The sequence below is a fragment of the Sphingomonas pseudosanguinis genome (assembly GCF_052056765.1).
Lineage (GTDB): Bacteria > Pseudomonadota > Alphaproteobacteria > Sphingomonadales > Sphingomonadaceae > Sphingomonas > Sphingomonas pseudosanguinis.
On record NZ_CP189888.1, the window covers coordinates 2,430,309 to 2,450,709 of the forward strand.

The 20,401-nt window shown below is 67.0% G+C and carries 16 protein-coding genes and 1 riboswitch; of the genes, 8 read left to right on the top strand and 8 right to left on the bottom strand.

The annotated features are described in order from the left end of the window. The first annotated feature begins 92 nt into the window (after positions 1–92). Positions 93–2,036, top strand: coding sequence for a beta-N-acetylglucosaminidase domain-containing protein (locus ACQHGV_RS10915; RefSeq protein ID WP_440978212.1), 1,944 nt, complete (start codon positions 93–95; stop codon positions 2,034–2,036). A 134-nt stretch (positions 2,037–2,170) separates the two neighbouring features. Here the strand turns inward: ACQHGV_RS10915 and ACQHGV_RS10920 are convergent, their stop codons facing one another. Next, positions 2,171–4,663 (bottom strand): family 20 glycosylhydrolase, encoded by a 2,493-nt coding sequence (locus ACQHGV_RS10920; protein ID WP_440978213.1) that lies wholly within the window; start codon positions 4,661–4,663, stop codon positions 2,171–2,173. 238 nt (positions 4,664–4,901) lie between these two features. Here ACQHGV_RS10920 and rnr point away from each other — a divergent pair, with 238 nt between their 5' ends. Then, positions 4,902–7,100, top strand: coding sequence for a ribonuclease R (rnr, locus tag ACQHGV_RS10925; protein ID WP_440978214.1), 2,199 nt, complete (start codon positions 4,902–4,904; stop codon positions 7,098–7,100). 179 nt (positions 7,101–7,279) lie between these two features. Then, entirely contained in the window at positions 7,280–8,248 is a 969-nt protein-coding gene (locus tag ACQHGV_RS10930; RefSeq protein WP_440978215.1) for a glutathione S-transferase family protein, read from the top strand. Positions 8,249–8,375: 127 nt separating this feature from the next. Here the strand turns inward: ACQHGV_RS10930 and proS are convergent, their stop codons facing one another. Continuing rightward, a complete protein-coding gene (gene proS / locus ACQHGV_RS10935) occupies positions 8,376–9,908 on the bottom strand; it encodes a proline--tRNA ligase (RefSeq protein WP_440978216.1) in 1,533 nt (510 codons plus the stop codon). Positions 9,909–9,999: 91 nt separating this feature from the next. On the opposite strand from proS, the gene ACQHGV_RS10940 reads away from it, so the two are divergent. Continuing rightward, positions 10,000–10,896 (top strand): DMT family transporter, encoded by an 897-nt coding sequence (locus tag ACQHGV_RS10940; protein WP_440978217.1) that lies wholly within the window; start codon positions 10,000–10,002, stop codon positions 10,894–10,896. A 129-nt stretch (positions 10,897–11,025) separates the two neighbouring features. Here the strand turns inward: ACQHGV_RS10940 and bluB are convergent, their stop codons facing one another. Then, the gene (bluB, locus tag ACQHGV_RS10945) at positions 11,026–11,649 is read right to left on the bottom strand and encodes a 5,6-dimethylbenzimidazole synthase (protein ID WP_440978218.1); all 624 of its coding nucleotides are present in this window, start codon (positions 11,647–11,649) and stop codon (positions 11,026–11,028) included. A 111-nt stretch (positions 11,650–11,760) separates the two neighbouring features. Here bluB and ACQHGV_RS10950 point away from each other — a divergent pair, with 111 nt between their 5' ends. Next, entirely contained in the window at positions 11,761–12,000 is a 240-nt protein-coding gene (locus tag ACQHGV_RS10950) for a SemiSWEET family transporter (RefSeq protein ID WP_042484722.1), read from the top strand. Positions 12,001–12,112: 112 nt separating this feature from the next. On the opposite strand, the gene gcvPB is transcribed toward ACQHGV_RS10950, so the two are convergent. The 5 genes from gcvPB to ACQHGV_RS10975 all read right to left on the bottom strand — a co-directional run bounded on the left by gcvPB (position 12,113) and on the right by ACQHGV_RS10975 (position 17,927). Beyond that, the gene (gcvPB, locus tag ACQHGV_RS10955; RefSeq protein WP_440978219.1) at positions 12,113–13,669 is read right to left on the bottom strand and encodes an aminomethyl-transferring glycine dehydrogenase subunit GcvPB; all 1,557 of its coding nucleotides are present in this window, start codon (positions 13,667–13,669) and stop codon (positions 12,113–12,115) included. Continuing rightward, positions 13,666–15,024, bottom strand: coding sequence for an aminomethyl-transferring glycine dehydrogenase subunit GcvPA (gene gcvPA, locus ACQHGV_RS10960; RefSeq protein ID WP_440978220.1), 1,359 nt, complete (start codon positions 15,022–15,024; stop codon positions 13,666–13,668). The genes gcvPB and gcvPA overlap by 4 nt, the downstream gene beginning before the upstream one ends. Before the next feature lie 189 nt (positions 15,025–15,213). Then, complete coding sequence (gene gcvH, locus ACQHGV_RS10965; RefSeq protein ID WP_312488000.1) at positions 15,214–15,585, bottom strand: glycine cleavage system protein GcvH; 372 nt, start codon at positions 15,583–15,585, stop codon at positions 15,214–15,216. A gap of 2 nt (positions 15,586–15,587) precedes the next feature. Further along, positions 15,588–16,763: a glycine cleavage system aminomethyltransferase GcvT gene (gcvT, locus tag ACQHGV_RS10970; protein ID WP_440978221.1), complete on the bottom strand. Its 1,176-nt coding sequence runs from the start codon at positions 16,761–16,763 to the stop codon at positions 15,588–15,590. Positions 16,764–16,926: 163 nt separating this feature from the next. Further along, positions 16,927–17,035: riboswitch (glycine riboswitch) on the bottom strand. A gap of 253 nt (positions 17,036–17,288) precedes the next feature. Continuing rightward, on the bottom strand, positions 17,289–17,927 hold the full coding sequence (locus ACQHGV_RS10975; RefSeq protein WP_440978222.1) for a hypothetical protein: 639 nt from the start codon (positions 17,925–17,927) through the stop codon (positions 17,289–17,291). A gap of 102 nt (positions 17,928–18,029) precedes the next feature. Here ACQHGV_RS10975 and ispH point away from each other — a divergent pair, with 102 nt between their 5' ends. Genes ispH through rnhA form a run of 3 tightly spaced genes read left to right on the top strand, consistent with a single transcriptional unit; the run spans position 18,030 to position 20,377 of the window. After that, complete coding sequence (gene ispH, locus ACQHGV_RS10980) at positions 18,030–18,986, top strand: 4-hydroxy-3-methylbut-2-enyl diphosphate reductase (protein WP_440978223.1); 957 nt, start codon at positions 18,030–18,032, stop codon at positions 18,984–18,986. Between the two features lie 3 nt (positions 18,987–18,989). Then, positions 18,990–19,943: a homoserine kinase gene (gene thrB, locus ACQHGV_RS10985; protein ID WP_440978224.1), complete on the top strand. Its 954-nt coding sequence runs from the start codon at positions 18,990–18,992 to the stop codon at positions 19,941–19,943. After that, positions 19,940–20,377, top strand: a complete 438-nt coding sequence (gene rnhA / locus ACQHGV_RS10990) for a ribonuclease HI (protein ID WP_183950532.1) — start codon at positions 19,940–19,942, stop codon at positions 20,375–20,377. Before thrB ends, rnhA begins: the two co-directional genes overlap by 4 nt. Positions 20,378–20,401 lie beyond the last annotated feature (24 nt).

Sequence of the window (20,401 nt, forward strand, 5' to 3'; positions counted from 1 at the left end):
AACCCCCTGAAATACCGTCCGCAATCGCGCTTGCAGCCCGCCCCCCTCTCCCCTAGGCTCCGACAATACCAGTTAAATACCGGAGATTGAGGATGGCGCGGGTGGCAAACAGATGGACGGGCGGCGCGCTGGCGGCGATCACCCTTGCGCTTCTCACCCCGGCGGCACAGGCCAGCCCTGTCACCCTTCCCGCCATCTTCCCGACGCCCGTGTCGATGACGCTGGGGGACGGCGCCTTCCCGCTGGGCCGCGCCGCCACGTTAATCGTCGCACCGGGCACCGAGCCGGAGACCGCCGCGCTGGTCCGCACCCTGCTGGTCCAGGCGGGCATCACGGAGGTTCAGACCGCCACCCGCCTCCCCGTGACGCCCGACCGTCCGACGATCGTGATCGGCCCCGACAGCGCCGCGCTGGTCCGCGACGCGCTGAACCGCAGCCAGGCGCGCGCCGAGGACAAGGCGGAGGGCTATACGCTCGCCACCCGCGCGATCGGTGCCGGCCTGATCACGCTGGCCGGGCATGACGCGGACGGGCTGTTCCACGCCGCGCAGAGCTTCCGCCAGTTGCTGACGCGCAAGATCATCCCCGCGCTGACCATCCGCGACCATCCCGCCATGCCGATCCGCGGCACGATCGAGGGCTTTTACGGCAAGCCCTGGTCGATGGCGGACCGCACCAAGCATCTGAACTTCCTGGGCCAGATGAAGGCCAATACCTATGTCTACAGCCCCAAGGACGATCCCTTTGCGCGCGACAAGTGGCGCGAGGCCTATCCGGCGGAGACGCTGAAGGCGCTGGGCACGCTGGTCGCGACCGCGCGCGCCAACCATGTCGATTTCGTCTATGCGATCTCGCCCGGCCCCTCCATCTGCTTCTCCAACCCGGCCGACGAGCAGACGCTGCTGCGCAAATTCGCCGCGCTGCGCGGGATCGGCGTGCACAGCTTCTATGTCGCGCTCGACGACATCGAATATCAGAAGTGGAATTGCGAAGCGGACAAGGCCGCCTTCGGCCCCTCGGGCGCGCAAGCCGCCGGGGTCGCCCAGTCCAAGCTGCTGAACGCGGTGCAGGCCGACCTGCTGAAACAGGACCCCGCCGCGCGGCCGCTGATCATGGTGCCGACCGAATATTATGACGCCAAGGAAAGCCCCTACAAGGCGGCGCTGCGCGCGAACCTGAACCCGCGCATCGTCGTGCAGTGGACCGGCACCGATGTCGTGCCGCCCGCCATCTCGGTCCCCGATGCCAAGGCCGCGACCAAGGCGTTCGGGCGCAAGACGCTGCTCTGGGACAATTATCCGGTCAACGACTATGCCAGCTCGGCCGGCCGCCTGCTGCTCGCGCCCTATGCCAAGCGCGAGGCCGGGTTATCGACCGAGCTGACCGGGATTCTCTCCAACCCGATGAACCAGGAAGCGCCCAGCCGTGTGGCGGTGACCGGGGTCCTCGCCTTTGGCTGGAACGACAAGGGCTATGACGCCGACCGCACCTGGCATTTCGCCGCGCGCGATCTGGCGGGCGATGACGCCCATGCGACGGCCGCGCTGCTGGAACTGTTCGACACCCAGCATCTCGCCCCCACCTTCGGCAGCCAGCCTTGGCAGGAACAGGCCCCCAGGCTGAAGGCGCTGCTCGACCATGTCCGCGAAGCGCTAGCCAATGGCGACGAGGGCGAACGCCGTGCCGCCCTGGCTATGCTACGTGCCAAGGCTGATGCGATCACCGATGCGCCCGACACGATCCGCGCCGGCGTGGTCGACCCCGGCTTTGCCGAACAGGCGCGTCCCTGGCTGGAGGCGATGCAGCTTTGGGGCCGGTCGCTGCAACTGACCGCCGCCGGGCTTGCCGCCGCCGATCAGGGAAGCGCCACCGCCACCCGCTATTTCGCCGATGCCGGGCGGATCGCCGCACAGGCCGCCGCGGTGCAGAGCATCCCCGGCGCGGTCCGCTTCGACGGGCCGATCAAGATCGCCGACGGCGTGCTCGACACGTTCATCGCCGACGCGCCGAGCCTGATCGCGGTCAGTGCCGGATGACATGAAATGAACCCAGCCCCTCCCCTTTAGGAGTAGGGCCCTTCCACAAGCGAGCAGTTCGCGGCGATGCCCCACCCCAACCCCTCCCCTGAAGGGGAGGGGTTGGGGTTCCTTTGATGCAATGTCGTCACGCTCTAGGGCGAAACCGTAATCGTCCGGCTGGCGCGGCGGCCATCGGGGGTGCGGGTGCGAAGCTCGACCGCCTCCGCCACCGCCACCGGCCCATCATAGCGTGTCCAGGCGGTGTTGCCGGTGCGATACTCGATCGGCGTTCCGGCGAACTCGGCGTTCGCCTCCAGCCTGCCGTTCACGATCCGCGCGCCCGGCGGGGCGAGGCGATAGATCACGCCCGCCCGGTCGAGCAGCCGCATCTGAACACCCATCCGTCCGGAGAAATCCCGCCATCCGGCAAGCAGCTTGGTCCGATCGACGCGCTGGTCATTCGGCTGATAGCCGGTCCCTGCGACATAGGCCGGTTCCCACTCCGGCTTGCTCCACGCCCGCTCGGCCAGCGCGAGCAGACGCGGGAAGAGCATATAGTCGACTTGGCTGTCGCGGCGCACCGTCTCGCTCCACAATTGCGCCTGTAGCCCGGCGATGCCGCGACCGGAATGAAGCGGCACGGTGTCGGCAATGGCCTTGGGCTGGGCGAGGATATTGGGGATCAGCGCGGCATTGGCGGCGAGATTGCCCGGCATGAAACCGAACACCTGGAACGAGTCCACCCCACGCGACGCCCAGTCATAGCCCGTCTCGTTCGGATCGGCGGCATAGGGCATGTCGAAATAGCCGAGATCGGGAATGGACAGCACCGTCTTCCACCCGCGATTGGCCTGGCCATGCGCCTCGGCCACCCCGCCGCCATGCAGGTTGCTCCAGATATTGGTCTGGACGCTTGCGGGCATCTTGGCGGGATCGGTATGGCCCAGCCCGTCGCTCCACCCCGCGACCGCGATGCCGCGCTTGGCGAGGTCGGCGGAAATCCGCTCGATGAAGTACGCGCCCAATTGCTTGGGCTGCATGCCGGTCTTGCCCATCATCACCTTGCAGGCGGGCGACTGGACCCAGGCGCCCGCCGTCTCGTCCGCGCCGATATGATAGGTGGTCAGCGGCACGCCCGCCGCCTTGTGGAGCGCGGCGATGTCGTCGATCACCGTGTCGATGAAGCGATAGGTGCTGTCGATACAGACGTTCAGCGTATTATCGTCATAATGCTGGACACTGGAATAGCGGGTGGTGTCGCCCGGCTCGACCAGCCGGAAACGCTCGGCCGCCTTGTCGCCCTTCGCCAGCAACCGCTGATAGCGTACCTCCATCGACCGGATCGCCGCGCGCGAATGGCCGGGCATGTCGAAGGACGGGATGACGGCGATCTGCCGCGCCTTCGCGGCGCGCAGTATGTCGGAATAATCGGCGGCGGTCAGATAGCCGTTGGTCGGGGCATCCTTGGCGGGGTCGGCACCGAGTTGCGGTTGCAGGCACGTCTTTTCGCTCAGGTCGGCGCAGCGATAGGCCCCCACCTCGGTCAGTTCGGGCAGGCTCGCGATCTGCAAGCGCCAGCCCTCGTCATCGCCCAGATGGAGATGGAGTGTGTTGAGCTTGTAGGCCGCCATCTGCTCGATCAGCTTCAGGATCTCGGCCTTGCTATGGAAGTTGCGCGCCAGATCGATGTGCAGCCCGCGAAAGCCATAGCGCGGCGCGTCCTCGACGATCAGCGGGCGGAGCGTCGTCCCCTCCGCTGCCATCTGCTGCGCCAGCGAGCGTAGGCCATAGGAGGCCCCCGCCGCGTCCGCCGCCGTTACGGTCACGCCGCCCTGCCCGATGGCCAAACGATAGCCTTCAGGTACGATCCCCGCCTGCTTGCGGATGGTCAGCGGCACTGTGCCCATCGGCAATCCGGCCAGCGCGGGCGCGATGACGGCGCGGGTGAATCCTTGCGTCGTGATGCGCAGACCCTTGGACAGGTCGACCGGCGCACCGGCCGGGCGCGTGACCTTCATCGGCTTTGGCAGGATCGCTACATCGACCGGCGTGGCCGCGCCGCGCTCGGCATAAAGCGCAAAGGCCCTCTCGGGCGTCCGCCACACGGTCTGGTCGTCGGGCGCACTGCGGGCGAGCGCGGCTTCGTCGGTCATCGGCGCGACGAAGGGCAAGGTCTCCAGCCCCGTCTCGGCATCGGTCCCCGTCCGGGTCGCGGCGATCACGCGCGGGGTGAGGCCCGCCACGGCCAGCGTTGCATTCGGCATCATGTGGTTGCGCGAGAAGAACGCGCCCAAGCCGGTCAGCTTCACATGATAGGTCTGGCCCGGCTCCAACGACTGGCCGGGCTTCAGCGTAAGGACGTTGAGGTCGCCGTTGATCGTTCGGTTGTCGAACACGTCGCTGTCGATCTTCAGCACCGGATTGACCAGGCTGTAGCGGATTTCGACCGGCAGACTGGGCGCGCCTTCGGGCACGGCGATGGCGATGTCCGCCTCGAAACAGCGCGGGGTGCCGGTCGGACAGGATGCGGGACGGTTGGTCAGGATCGTGTAGCGATAGCCCAGCGTCGCGGCCAGCCGGTCCAGATCGGCCTGTGCGCTCGGCGCCGCCGCCAGGATCGCGGCCGAAGCCCATAAAGTCATCATCGTCTGCCCGTCCCGCTACGCCATACTGGTATTACATTGGATCATGACGCCACCATTCCTCCCCTGCAAGGGGGGTGGCAGGCCAAAGGCCTGACGGAGGGGTGTCCCGATTTGTGAGGCGGGTCATCCTCTCCAAGGGTGACACCCCTCCACCAGCTTCGCTGGTCCCCCTCCCCTTGCAGGGGAGGAATGGACGTCCGGGGGTGACGTCGACCGCCCTACCCCCTATCTCCACTCCATGAAAAAACCCCAGCCGGGTCTGCCGACCCGTGAGCAAATCCTCGCCTTCATCGAACAGTCGGACCAGCCCGCTGGCAAGCGCGAGATCGCACGCGCCTTTGGCCTGTCCGCGCAGGAGAAGATCGGGCTGAAGGCGCTGCTCAAGGACATGGCCGATGAAGGGCTGATCGACAGTGCCCCCGGCCGCGCCTTTCACAAGATGGGCGGGCTGCCCAAGGTGACGGTGCTGCGGGTCGTCGATGTCGATGACGGCGGCAATGTCTGGGGCCAGCCGGAGCGTTGGGAAGCGGACGGCATCCCCATCCCCCGTCTGCGCATCCGTGAGCGCAAGCGTGGGTCGCTGGGCATCGGCCAGCGGGTGCTGGCGCGGACCGAGGAAGCGGGCGGCGGCTGGATCGCGCATGTCATGAAGACGATCGCGCCCGCCTCCGAACAGGTGCTGGGCGTGCTGCGCGAGGAGGCGGGGCGCTTCTGGCTGACCAGCGTCGACAAGAAGGACCGGCGCGAGATGATGGTGTCGGACACCGGCGGCGCGGAAGCGGGCGACCTGGTGCTCGCCGAAAGGGCGGGCCGTCCGCCGCGCATCACCGCCAAGGTGGTCGAGCGGCTGGGCGATCCCTTCGCCCCGCGCAGCTTCTCGCTGATCGCGATCCACAAGTTCGAAATCCCCGACCGTTTCCAGCCCGAAACGCTGGAGGAGGCCGAACGGGTCGCGCGCCAGCCATTGGGCGACGATCGCGAGGATTTGCGTGACCTGCCGATCGTCGCGATCGATCCGGTCGATGCGCGCGACCATGACGATGCGGTCTGGGCCGCCCCCGACGACGATCCCGCCAATCCCGAGGGTTGGCGCGCCATCGTCGCGATCGCCGATGTCAGCTTCTATGTCCGCCCCGGCTCGGCGATCGACAAGGACGCCCGGAGGCGCGGCAACTCGGTCTATTTCCCCGACCGGGTCGTGCCGATGCTGCCCGAGATCCTGTCGGCGGATGTCTGTTCGCTGAAGGAGGGTGAGGACCGCGCCGCGCTCGCCTGTCATCTTCAAGTGACGAAGGACGGCAAGCTCAAGAGCTTCCGCTTCACCCGCGCGGTCGTGCGGCTGGCGGCGAACATCGCCTATGAAGACGCGCAGGCCGCGATCGACGGCGAACTGTCGCACCCGCTGACCGAGACGGCGCTGCGGCCGCTCTGGGACTGCTGGGCGGCGCTCGCCAAGGCGCGCGACGATCGCGAGCCGCTCGACCTCGACCTGCCCGAACGGCGGGTGGTGCTCGATCAGAATGGCCGCATCCTGTCGGTCGCGCCACGCGCACGGCTGGATGCCCACCGGCTGATCGAGGATTACATGATCGCCGCCAATGTCGCCGCCGCCAAGGCGCTGGAGGCCAAGAAGGCTCCGGTCATGTACCGCGTCCATGAAGTGCCCAGCCGCACCAAGCTGGTGGCGCTGAAAGAGTATCTGGAAACCTTCGACATCCCCTTCGCCATGGGCCAGGTGATCCGCCCGGCGACCTTCAACCGGATCATCGACAAGATCGGCGACGCGGATTTCAAGCCGCAGGTCATGGAGCAGATCCTGCGCTCGCAGACCCAGGCCTATTATGCGCCGGTCAATCAAGGGCATTTCGGCCTATCGCTCGGCTTCTACGCGCATTTCACCTCGCCGATCCGGCGCTATGCCGATCTGGTCGTCCACCGTGCGCTGGTGGGGGCGTACAAGCTGGGTGACGGCGGTCTGCTGCCCGAGGGCGAGGAGATGGAGCGGCTGGGCACCTCGATCAGCCAATATGAGCGCCGCGCGATGGAGGCGGAGCGCGAGACGATCGACCGCTATGTCGCGGCCTATCTGTCCGAGCATGTCGGCCAAGTGGTCGAGACGCGGATCACCGGCGTCACCAATTTCGGCTTCTTCGCGACCGTCGACGGGGTGGGCGGCGATGGGTTGATGCCGATCCGCGACCTGGGCGGCGACTATTTCCATTATGACGAGGGCTCGCAGCAATTGCTCGGCGAGAAGACGCGCGAAATCTACAAGCTGGGCCAGCGCCTGCCGCTGCGTCTGGCCGAGGCGAACCCGGTGTCGGGGGCGCTGCGCTTCGAACTGCCCGACGGCAAGGGTGCCGCGCCCGAACCGCGCCGAGTGCTGAAACGGCGCGGACGGCCCGCCAACATCCGCCACAACGGCAAGCGGCGCTAATCCTCCCCGGCACGGGGAGGGGGACCAGCGAAGCTGGTGGAGGGGGATCTCCACATAGGACACCCTATGAGGAAGCCCCCCTCCGTCAGGCCTTCGGCCTGCCACCTCCCCGTGCCGGGGAGGATCTTTGGGATCGCTCCTCTCCCCCATGCGTACCCTCCATCAAAGGAGACACACGCATGGGCAATATGGTGGACGGCGTCTGGCACGCCGATGGTCTGTTCAAGTCGGACGAAAAGGGCAGCTTCAAGCGTCCCGATTCCGGTTTCCGCGACTGGGTGACGGCGGATGGCGGCCCTGGTCCCGACGGCCAGACCGGCCACCGCGCCGAGGCGGGGCGTTATCACCTGTACGTCTCCTATGCCTGCCCCTGGGCGCATCGCACGCTGATCGTCCGCGCGCTCAAGGGTCTGGAGGACCTGATCGATGTGTCGGTGGTCGATCCGCTGATGCGCGAGCATGGCTGGACCTTTGCCACCGAGCGGGGTGGGACCGGCGACACCCTGCACGGCTCGGAATATCTATGGCAGCTCTATGCCCGCGCGCGGAACGGCTATAGCGGCAAGGTCACGGTGCCGGTCCTATGGGACAAACAGCGCGACACGATCGTCAGCAACGAGTCGGCCGAGATCATCCGTATGTTCAATACCGCCTTTGACGGGCTGGGCGCGCGGGCGGGGGATTTCTACCCCGCCGCCCTTCGCGACGAGATCGATGCGGTCAACGATCCCGTCTATGACCGGGTGAATAACGGCGTGTACAAATGTGGCTTCGCCAAGACGCAAGAGGCGTATGACGAAGCGGTCGGGCCGCTATTCGCAGAGCTGGATTCGCTGGAGGAACGATTGACGGGCCGCGATTGGCTGGTCGGCGACCGGATGACTGAGGCCGACATCCGGCTGTTCACCACGCTCGTACGCTTCGACGCGGTTTATCACGGGCATTTCAAATGCAATGTCCGGCGGGTGCAGGATTATCCGGCGCTGGAGGGCCTGCTGGAGCGGATGCTGGCGATCCCGGAGATCGCGGAGACGGTGCACCTCGATCACATCAAGACGCATTATTATGCCAGCCATTTGGAGCTGAACCCGACCGGGATCGTGCCGGCAGGGTCGGATTTGCCGTGGGCGGGGTTGGTGAGCGGTTAGACCCTCTTCTTAAGCCCCTCCCGCAGGCGGGAGGGGTTTGGGGAGGGCAAGGAGTCTCACCGAGGCCATCGCCCGTGGCGTTCCCTCCCCCCAGCCCCCTCCCGCCTGCGGGAGGGGGAGTCTATTATCAATACGCTCGCCCGATCAGGACCCGCTCCACCGCCTCGCGGCCGGTGAAGATGCAGGGGCCGTCGTCGCAGCCGGTCTGGCCCATCGGCGCATTGCGGATGGTCAGCTTCAGACCCTTCAGCTTCTCGACCACCCGCTCCAGTTCGGCGCCCGTGGGCTTGGCCCAGCGGACATCGACCCAGCCGGGGTTCTTAACGCCATCGGCGAAATGCGCCTCAACGCCCGCCCAGTCATCGACGGGCACGATCTGCGCCTTCAACCGCTCGGCCGACTGGCGGTGGAGTTCGCCCTGGATGTCCGCCAGCAAGTCGGCGACACCCGACACGAAGTCCCCGCGCAGCTGCACGACCGAGTCCAGCTTGCCGTCCTCGCGGTAGAGACGGTCGCGACGGATTACCGAGACGTTGCCGCCCGCCATGTCGCGACCGCCGACCTCGATGATGACCGGCGCGCCCTTCTTGACCCAGCCCCAGCGCTTGTTGGCGGCCTTTTGCGCGCGGCCATCGACCATCGCGCGGATCGGCTCGCCGAGCGCCGACTGGCCGACCAGTTCCTTCTGCAGGTCGCGGCAATAGCTAAGCAGCGCCTCGTCCTCGGGCTGGTCGCGCAGCATCGGGACGATCACCACCTGCCACGGTGCGACCTTGGGCGGCACGCGCATGCCGTCATCGTCGCCGTGGACCATGATCATGCCGCCGATCATCCGGGTCGACACGCCCCAGCTGGTCGTCTGCGCGAAGTCCAGCCCGCCCTCGGCATTCTGGAAGCGGATATTCTGCGCCTTGGCAAAATTGTCGCCCAGGAAGTGGCTGGTCCCGGCCTGCAACGCCTTGCCGTCCTGCATCATCGCCTCGATCGAATAGGTTTCGACCGCGCCGGGGAAGCGTTCATTCTCCGGCTTCTCGCCCGCGATGACGTGCATGGCGAGGCAATCCTCGGCAAAGCTGCGATAGACTTCCAGCATCTGGAGCGTCTCGGCGCGCGCCTCGTCGACCGTGGCGTGGGCGGTATGGCCCTCCTGCCACAGGAATTCGGCGGTGCGCAGGAACATGCGGGTGCGCATTTCCCAGCGGACGACATTGGCCCACTGGTTGATGAGCACCGGCAGGTCGCGCCACGACTGGACCCAGCGGGCAAAGGCGGTGCCGATCACCGTCTCCGAGGTCGGGCGCACGACCAGCGGCTCTTCCAGCTTCGCCTCAGGGTCGGGGACCAGTCCGCCCTTGCCGTCCGCGATCAGCCGGTGATGGGTGACGACCGCCATTTCCTTGGCGAAGCCGTCGACATGCTCGGCTTCCTTTTCGAAATAGGACAGCGGGATGAACAGCGGGAAATAGCAATTCTCATGCCCCGTCGCCTTGATCCGGTCATCAAGCAGGCGCTGGATACGCTCCCAGATGCCATAGCCCCAGGGGCGGATGACCATGCAGCCACGGACACCCGATTCCTCGGCCAGATCGCCTTCGGCGATGACGGACTGATACCAGGCGGAGAAATCCGCGTCGCGGGTGACGGACAGAGCGTGCTTCATGCCCGCCCGATAGCGGCAAAGACCCGGTCTCGCCAAGAGGGCGGGCGCATGCGGCCTTTCGCCACCGCGCCGCACGGGCTAGGAGCGCCCCATGTCCGATGACCGCGTGCTCAAAGGCATCGGCCTGCGCCTGATCGCCATCTTCTTCCTGTCGACCATGTCGGCCTTCGTGAAGCTGGCCGAGTCGCGCGGGGCGACGCTTTCCGAGACCATGTTCTTTCGCCAGCTCTGCGCGCTGCCGGTCGTGCTAGCCTTCGTCCTGGCGGGGCCGGGGCTGGCGTCGTTGCGCACGCAGCGGCTGAAAGGCCATGCCAAGCGCGCGATGGTCGGGCTGGTCGGTATGGTCTTCACCTTCGGCGCGGTGATGCTGTTGCCCCTGGCCGAGGCGACGACGTTCCAGTTCACCGTGCCGATCTTCGCGACATTGCTGGGCGCGCTGGTGCTGGGCGAGAAGACGGGATGGCAGCGCTGGAGCGCGGTGCTGGTCGGCTTTGTGGGCGTGCTGCTGGTCGTGCGGCCTGGGGCGAACGACATGTCGCTATTCGGGGCGTTCGTGGGCCTAATGGCGGCGATGTTCGTCGCGATCGTGGCCATCGTCCTGCGCCAGCTGCGGGACGAGCCAGCGACGACGACCGTCTTCTATTTCACCGTCCTGACCCTGCCCTTCATCGCGGTGCCCTATGCCTTCCATTTGAAGATGCACGATCCGCTGACCTGGGTGGTGCTCGTCTCGATCGGGCTGGCGGGCGGCCTGGGCCAGCTGGCCCTGACCGGCGCATCGCGGCTGGCGCCGGTCGCGGCGGTGGTGCCGATGGACTATTCGGGGCTGATCTGGGCGACCGTCTATGGCTGGCTGATCTTCGGGGTGCTGCCCACGGCGGGGACTTGGGCGGGTGCGCCGGTGATCATCGCCAGCGGGCTGTTCATCGTCTGGCGCGAACAGAGACTGGGCAAGCAGCAGACGAGTTCGGCAGCGGCGGAAGATTGATCCTCCCCGGCACGGGGAGGGGGACCATGCGCAGCATGGTGGAGGGGGCGTGCGGCAGGGGACGTCCCGTGCGGACGGCCCCCTCCGTCAGGCCTTCGGCCTGCCACCTCCCCGTGCCGGGGAGGATTTTCAGCGCACCTCCCACCGCGTGGGCGCATTTTCCTGCCACCCGGCCCGGTGCAACAGCGGGGTATCGTCGTCCCATTCGGCATGGCCGAGGCAGAGATAGGCGGTGAAGGCCCAGTCCTTCGGCACCGCAAAGATCCGCTCCATCACGGCGGGGTCGAGGATCGAGACCATCCCCATCCCCAAATTGGCCGCGCGTGCCGCCAGCCACAGCGTGTGGATCGCCATCGCGGTCGACTGGCGTAGCGTTTCCGGCATGGTGCGGCGGCCAAGGCCATGGCCCGCCGCCGGGTCGATATGGGTGAAGACCGCCAATTGCACCGGTGCCGCGTCCAGCCCGGCGAGCTTGAGCGCGCGGTAGGCGGCGGCCTGTTCGTCGGCATAGTCCGCCGCCGCCGCCTCGTCGCAGCGTTGGAAATCGGCGCGGACGGCGGCGCGTAAGCCAGGGTCCTCGACCCGGATCACCCGCCAGGGCCGTGCATTGCCGACCGAGGGCGCGAGCGCCATCGTCTTGGCCAGTCGGGCCAGCACCGCTTCGTCCACAGGGTCGCTGCGGAAATGCCGGACATCGCGCCGCCAGCGCAGGATCGATTCCAGTGTCCCGGCTTGGCTTTCGTCAAAGCGCATGGCGTTCCCCTTGCCGGTCCGGAACATCCCGCTTCGTTCGTGCGTCCGCTTGCGTGAGGTTCAATCGATTTACCAAAAGGGGATCAACCACCTGTGAGCGAACGGAAATTGATGCTGCTCGGCTGGATCGCCACCGCGACCGCCGTGGCAATGTACCTGTCCTATATCGACCAGATCCAGCTCAATCTGGCGGGACAGAAGGGTTCGGTGATTCAGCCGCTGGCGACGATGGTGAACTGTTCGCTCTGGGTCGCGTACGGGTTTTTGCGCGAGAAGCGGGACTGGCCGATCGTATTCGCTAATGCGCCGGGGGTGATTTTGGGCGGGATTTGTTTGTTCACGGCGCTTTGAACGGACAACTACCCTCACCCTTCCCACCCGCGATGCGGGCGGGCCCCTTCCCTCTCCCATTGGGAGAGGGAGGGAGGCGCATAGCGCCGGAAGGGTGAGGGTAGCTATGCGATCAGGCCGCCTTGTCCTTCCACACCAGCACGGGCTTGCGCGCGGCGAGCGTCTCGTCGAGGCGCGCGCGCGGCGCGAAGTGCGGCGCGGTCTTGAGCGAGGCGTCGCCCGCCTTGGCCCGCTCCGCCACCGAGCGCAGCGCGCCGATGAACTGATCGAGCGCGGCCTTGGATTCGGTTTCGGTCGGCTCGACGAGCATCGCACCGTGGACGACCAACGGGAAATACATGGTCATCGGATGGAACCCCTCGTCGATCAGCGCCTTGGCGACGTCGATCGTCGAGAAGCCCTCGGCCAGACCTTCGTCCGAGAAGATGGCTTCGTGCATGCACGGGCCGCTCTTGGCGAAGGGAGCGTCGAGCGTGTTTTCCAGCGAACGCAGGACATAGTTGGCGTTGAGCACCGCATCCTCGGCGACCTGGCGCAGCCCGTCCGCGCCGTGGCTGAGGATATAGGTCAGCGCGCGGGTGAACATGCCCATCTGGCCGTGGAAGGCGACCATGCGGCCGAAGCTGTCGGCATGATGGTCATCGGCATTCTCTTCCTCGACCAGGCGGAAGCCCTCGTCCGTCTTCTCGACGAACGGCAAAGGTGCGAACGGCGTCAGCGCCTCGGAGAACACCACCGGCCCCGAACCCGGCCCGCCGCCGCCATGCGGGGTCGAGAAGGTCTTGTGCAGGTTGATGTGCATCGCATCGACGCCCAGATCGCCCGGACGCACGCGCCCGACGATCGCGTTGAAGTTCGCGCCGTCGCAATAGACATAGCCACCGGCGGCATGGACCGCGTCGGAAATGTCCTTCAGGTCCCGCTCGAACAGGCCGCAGGTGTTCGGGTTGGTGATCATCACGCCCGCCACGTCCGGCCCCAGCCGCGCCTTCAGCGCCGCCGTGTCGACACGGCCATCGGCGGTCGCGGGAATGTCTTCGACCGAGAAGCCCGCGAACGCCGCCGTCGCCGGATTGGTGCCGTGCGCCGATTCCGGCACCAGGATCACCTTGCGATGGCCCTCGCCGCGCTTCTCCAGCGCCGCCTTGATCGCCAGGATGCCGCAAAGCTCGCCATGCGCGCCCGCCTTGGGGCTCATCGCGACCGAGGTCATGCCGGTCAGCGTGACCAGCCAGTGCGCCAGCTGGTGAATGACCTCCAGCGCGCCCTGCACTGTGTCGACGGGCTGGAGCGGGTGAACGTCGCTGAACCCCGGCAGGCGGGCCATCTTTTCGTTCAGGCGCGGATTGTGCTTCATCGTGCACGACCCCAGCGGGAACAGGCCCAGATCGATCGCGTAATTTTGACGCGACAGACGGGTATAGTGACGCACCGTCTCCGGCTCCGACAAGCCGGGCAGGCCGATCGGGTCCTTGCGGCTCAGCGCGCCCAGACGCGAACCCGCAACATCGCCCTCGGCGAAATCGACGCCGGTGGTCTTGTCATCGCCGATCTCGAAGATCAGCGCCTCTTCCAGCATCAGCGCGCGATTGCCGGTGAAGGTCGCAGGCGCGCCGCCTTCGTTCGCTTCGGGGCTCGTGGGCTTCCAGCCGCTCTGGTTGATCGTCATGCCAGCACCTCCTCAAGCGCTTGGGCAAGCGTCTCGATATCCTCCGCCGTCACCGTTTCGGTGACCGCCACCACCAGTCCGTTCGCGAGTGCGTCCTCGCCCGGATAGAGCCGTCCGAGCGACACGCCCGCCAGCACGCCGCGCTCGGCGAGCGTCCGCACGATCGGGCGCGCCTCGCGGCCCAGGTCCAGCGTAAACTCGTTGAAGAACACGTCGTTGACCAGCTTCACGCCGGGCACCTTCGACAGGCGATCCGCCGCACGGCAGGCATTGGCATGGTTGATCCCCGCCATCCGGCGCAGACCCGCCTCGCCCAGCAGCGTCATGTGGATCGAGAAGGCGAGCGCACACAGCCCCGAATTGGTGCAGATGTTCGACGTCGCCTTTTCGCGGCGGATATGCTGCTCGCGGGTCGACAGCGTCAGCACGAAGCCGCGCTTGCCGTCCGCGTCCACCGTCTCGCCGCAGAAGCGGCCCGGCATCTGGCGGATATACTTATCCTTGCAGCCCATCAGGCCGACATAGGGCCCACCGAACTGGAGCCCGACGCCCAGCGACTGGCCTTCGCCGACCACGATGTCGGCATCCATCTCACCCGGGCTACGGATCGCCCCCAGCGCGACCGGCTCGGTCACGACGGCGATCAGCAGCGCCTTCTTGGCATGGCAGGCCTCGGCCAGCGGGGTCAGGTCGGCGATGCGGCCAAGAATATCCGGATACTGGACGACGACGCAGGACGTGTCGCCGTCGATCGCCGCGATCATCTGGTCGATGTCGGTCTCGGCGGTCAGGACGGGCGTGCCGGTCTCCAGCGTGTCGCCGGTATATTTCGCCATCGTCTTGGCGACCGAGACATAATGCGGGTGCAGGCCCGACGACAGGATCGCCTTGGACTTCTTGGTGATGCGCCGCGCCATGCCGATCGCTTCCCAGCACGCGGTCGAGCCGTCATACATCGAGGCGTTGGCGACATCGGTGCCGAGCAGACGCGCCACCTGCGTCTGGAACTCGAACAGCATCTGCAGGGTGCCCTGCGCGATTTCCGGCTGATAGGGCGTATAGGCGGTCAGGAACTCGCCGCGCTGGATCAGGTGATCGACGCTGGCGGGGACATGATGGCGATACGCGCCGCAGCCCAGGAAGAAGGGCACGTCGCCCGCCACGGTGTTCTTGCGGGCGAGCGCGGTCATGTGCCGCTCGACCGCCAGTTCGGAGGCGTGGTTGGGCAGCCCCTCGATGGGGCCGGACAGGCGGGCGGATTCGGGCACGTCGACGAACAGGTCGTCGACCGATCCGGCACCGATGACCGAGAGCATCTCGGCCCGGTCGGAAGAGGTAAGGGGCAGGTAGCGCATGCGTTCCATTTCTCCGCCCCTCACCCCGAAAACCTCGCGGATCGAGGGGTCATCGCCCGTCCCCTTCTTCTCCCCTCCCGCAGGCGGGAGGGGTCGGGGGAGGGCAGTCGGCTTCAACGAGCCTGATAGTCGGGGGAGAGCGAGTCCCCTCCCCCAGCCCCTCCCGCCTGCGGGAGGGGAGTAAGAAGATCAGAGTTTCGCGACGAACGCGGCGTAGGCGGTTTCGTCCATCAGGCCGTCCAGCTCGGACGCGTCCGACAGCGTGATCTTGAAGAACCAGCCCTCGCCCTCGGGGTCGCTGTTGACCAGCGCGGGCTCGTCGGCCAGCTGGGCATTGCCCTCGACCACGGTGCCCGAGACCGGCGCATAGACGTCCGACGCGGCCTTGACCGACTCGACCACGGCGGCCTCGTCGCCCTTGGACAGCGCACGGCCTTCCTCGGGGACATCGACGAACACGATGTCGCCGAGAGCACCCTGCGCATAATCGGAGATGCCGACCGTGCCGACATCACCGTCGACGTCGATCCACTCATGATCTTCGGTGAAATAGCGGCTCATGGTCACTTGGCTCCTGAACGAACGTAACGATGGGGGACGAACGGCATCGCCGTGACGGTGGCGTCATGGGTCTTGCCGCGTTGAAGCAATTTGAGGGTCGTGCCGGGCGTCGCCAGCTCGGTGGGAACATAGGCCATGGCGATCGGCGCACCCATCGACGGGGCGAAGCCGCCGCTGGTGACGCGGCCGATGACCGAACCGTCCTCGGCGACCACCGACGCGCCTTCGCGCACCGGCTGGCGACCCGCGACGGTCAGGCCGACACGCTTGACGGCGGGGCCGTTCTCGCGCTCGGCGAGGATACGCCCGGCACCCAGGAAGTCGGCCGCCTCGCGACGCTTCTTGGCGAGCGCGAAGCCGAGATCGGCCATCACCGGCGTCGTCTCGGGGTCGAGGTCATGGCCGTAGAGCGGCAACCCCGCCTCCAGACGCAGCGAGTCGCGCGCGCCCAGACCGATCGGCTTCACTTCCGCCTGTTCGCATAGCAGGTCGGCGAAGGCGGCGGCATGTTCGGCGGGGATCGAAATCTCGTAACCGTCCTCGCCGGTATAGCCCGAACGGCTGATCCACAGCGGCACGTCGTTCCACACGAAGTCGGCGGCGGTCATGAACACCAGCGCCTCGACGCCCGGCACGATCCGCGAGAGCGCATCGACCGCCTTCGGCCCCTGGAGCGCCAGCAGCGCCTGCTCGTCGAGCAGGTTCAGCGTTGCATCGTCGGGAATGAAGTCGAGCAGATAGGCGATGTCGTCATACTTCGTCGCGCCGTTGACGACCATGTAGAGTTCCTCGGCGCCGTCCAGGGTGCGCTTGGTCACCATCAGGTCGTCGAGGATGCCGCCCTCTTCGTTGAGCAACAGCGAATAACGATTCTTCCGATCGCCGAGCCCTGCGATGTCGCCCGGCAGGACCTTTTCCAACGCGGTGATGACCGGGGCCAGCCCGTTCTCGCCGGTGAAGACCACCTGGCCCATATGGCTGACGTCGAATAGCCCGGCCGACTCGCGGGTCCACAGATGCTCGGCCATGATGCCTTCATACTGGACCGGCATTTCATAGCCCGCGAACGGGACCATCCGCCCGCCGCGCGCACGATGCCATGCGTCCAGCGGCAGCGTCTGGATGATCTCCTGACCCTCGGGGGCGTCTTCTACGTTCAGGTCGGTTGCGTCGCTCACGGGGCCGGTCTCCGTCAAAAGGGTGTCGGCTAGGGACGCAAATGTCCTTACCCGATCCGATCCCCCTCTGTCACGGAACCTGAGAGCTTTCGCCGGAAATTCCGGCTTACCCCTTCGGTGGCACGACGGCCCGAGGCCGAGGCGCGCTTTCCAGAGTGTCGATGGCGATCGCGCGGTCCCATTTGCCTGAGAGATTCCGGGGTGGTTGCTCCTTCGGCGGCCGGGTTGTCGTCACCTGAAAGATGAACCCGGCGCTCTCCCGCGCGCGCCTATGTCGGACATGTCCGACATCGACGCCGCGCCCTCTGCCGGGCGGGTTGCGTCAAGTCAATCGGGAACGGCGGCGGGTGCGATCAATGTTGTGGATTGTGGGATTGGTCGGGAGAAACCCCTCCACCACTCGCTTCGCGAGCGGTCCCCCTCCCCATCAGAGATGGGGAGGATTTGCAGACGACACTCATTCCTCCCCAAGCTCGCTTGGGGAGGGGGACCGCGCCCGCAGGGCGTGGTCGAGGGGCGGCTGGGTCACCGAGTCGCGTTGTACTTCAGCTGCGCCTCGGTCAGCTGGAACCCGACCAGCGCCTCGAAGCTGGCGCTGGCCACCGCCTGGCGTATCTCGGGCTGGCTCAGCGGATCGACCGCCGCATCCTCGTCACCGGCCTTGCGACGGCGGGTCAGCTTCTCGCGGACATCGTCGGGCAGCGTCGCCGCCGACCGCGCGATGGTGGTCGAGGCCTCGCCCGCCACCTGCCCGCGCGCCTGGCCGGCGTCGAAATGGACGCTCACCTGCGCCACCCGCTTGGCGACGACATTGGTGCCGCCGCGCACGATCGCGACATAGTAAGGCAGCGTCACGTCGCGCGCCGCCGCCGTGTCAGTCCGCCGCGCCTCGACATTGAAGGTCACGGTGGTGACGATATCCGAGCCCGCATCGGCGCAGGTCGAGCGGACATTGGTCATGTTCGCGACTAGATCGATCGCACCCTCGTCGGTCGCGCCCGGCGTCTTGAACAGCGTGATGTCGCCGGTGCCCGCCGCCACGCCGACGACCGGGCAGGCCGAGCGGACGGCGGTGATCCCGCCCGAGGCGTCGATCTCGCCGGTACGGGCGCAGCCCCCCAGAACGAGCGCAAGGGCGACGGGAGCGAGAAACGATGCTTTCACAGGTCGAAACGCCTATTCTGGATGCCGAAGCAGGATGCCGGTTTGGTCGCCAGCATAGGAACCGGGTTGGACGCGCGCAAGCAATGGCGTAGAGCCGCATCCATGACCGATGCTCCGAAGCCGCCGCTCGACCTGTTGATCGCCGCCCCGCGCGGTTTCTGCGCCGGCGTCGACCGCGCCATCCGCATCGTCGAGCTGGCGCTCGAAAAGCATGGCGCGCCCGTCTATGTCCGGCATGAGATCGTCCACAACAAGTTCGTCGTCGACAGCCTGAAGGCCAAGGGCGCGATCTTCGTCGAGGAACTGGACGAGGTGCCGGCCAACGCGCACGTCGTCTTCTCCGCGCACGGCGTGCCGAAGTCGGTGCCCGCCGATGCCGAGAGCCGGGGCCTCGAATATTTCGACGCCACCTGCCCGCTCGTGTCGAAGGTCCATCGCCAGGCCGAACGGCTGGTCGAGATGGGCCGCCACATCGTCTTCATCGGCCATGCGGGCCACCCGGAAGTCATCGGCACCTTCGGCCAAGTGCCGCAGGGGTCCATGTCGCTGGTCGAGACCGTCGCCGATGTCGAGGCGTTCACGCCCGCCGACCCCGACAACCTCGCCTTCCTGACCCAGACCACCCTGTCGGTCGACGACACCGCCGCCACCATCGCGGCGTTGCAGAGCCGGTTCCCCACGATCCAGGGGCCGCGTGGCGAGGACATCTGCTACGCCACTTCGAACCGTCAGGCGGCCGTCAAGGCGATCGCCGCCGAGTGCGACGCGGTGCTGGTGATCGGCGCGCCCAACTCCTCCAACTCGCTGCGGCTGGTCGAAGTGGCCGAGCGGGCGGGCAAGCGCGCGCAGCTGATCCAGCGCGCCGCCGAGCTCGACTGGGCCTTCCTCGACGGCGTGAAGACCCTGGGCCTGACCGCCGGGGCCTCCGCGCCCGAGCTGCTGGTGCGTGAACTGGTCGATCGCCTGTCGGAACGCTTCACCGTCACCGAGCGCGAGGAAGAGACGACGCGCGAGACCATCGCCTTCAAGCTGCCGCGCGGGCTGGAAGCGGCCGCCTGACCCATGGCCGTCTATACGCAGGTTTCGGCCGAGGCGCTGTCCGCGTTTCTGGCACGCTATGACGCTGGCCAACTGATCTCCGCCAAGGGGATCGCCGAAGGCGTTGAGAACAGCAACTATCTGGTCGACACCACGACCGCGCGCTTCATCCTGACGCTGTACGAAAAGCGCGTGGCGGCGGGCGACCTGCCCTTCTTCCTCGCACTGCTCGACCATCTGGCGGCCAAGGGCCTGCCCGTGCCGCCCGCGATCAAGGACCGTGAGGGCGTCGAGATTCAGGAACTGGCGGGCCGCCCCGCCTGCCTGATCCAGTTCCTGACCGGCGTATCGCTGTCCCACCCTACCCCGGCGCAGGCGCTGGCGGCGGCGGATGCGATGGGCGCGATGCACCGGGCGGTCGCCGACTTCCCGCAGCGCCGAGAGAACTCGATGGGCCATGCCAGCTGGCGGCCGCTGTTCGCGCAATGCGGGCGCGACCTCGACCGGATCGCGCCGGGCCTGCATGACGCGATGGGCGAGGCGCTGGACGCGGTGCTCGACGGCTGGGACGATCAGGCGCTCGACACCTGCGTCATCCATGCCGACCTGTTCCCCGACAATGTGCTGGTGCTGGGTGACACGGTCACGGGGCTGATCGACTTTTACTTCGCCTGCACCGATTACCGGGTCTACGATCTCGCCGTCATGCACTCGGCCTGGAGCTTCGACGCCAGCGGCGAGACCTATGCGCCCGAGATCGGCGGGGCGCTGATCGAGGGGTATGAACGCCACTTCCCGCTGACCGACACCGAGCGCGCGGCCTTCGCCAAGCTGGCCATGGGGGCATGCCTGCGTTTCGCCCTGTCGCGGGCGTGGGACTGGCTGAACACCCCTGCCGACGCGCTGGTGATGCGCAAGGACCCGCTGGCCTATTGGCGGCGCTATATCGCCTATCGCGACGGAAAGGCCGGACTGTGACCCCGGTCGAGATCGCCACCGACGGCGCGTGCAAGGGCAATCCCGGCCCCGGCGGCTGGGGCGCGCTGATCCGATCGGGCGTGCATGAAAAGGAATTGTCGGGCGGCGAGGCGCTGACGACCAACAACCGCATGGAGCTGATGGCGGCGATCGAGGCGCTGAACGCCCTGAAGCGTCCTTGCGCCGTCACGCTGTCGACCGACAGCCGATACGTGATGGACGGCCTGACCAAATGGATTCACGGCTGGAAGCGCAACGGCTGGCGCACGGCGGACAAGAAGCCGGTCAAGAACGCCGAACTTTGGCAGGCGCTGCTCGCGGCGGCGGAGCGCCACCAGATCGAATGGAAATGGGTGAAGGGCCATGCCGGCCACCCGGACAACGAGCGCGCCGACAAGCTGGCGAGCGATGCGGCGGAGACGTTTCGGAAGTAGGACGGACTCCGCCGTGTCGACAAA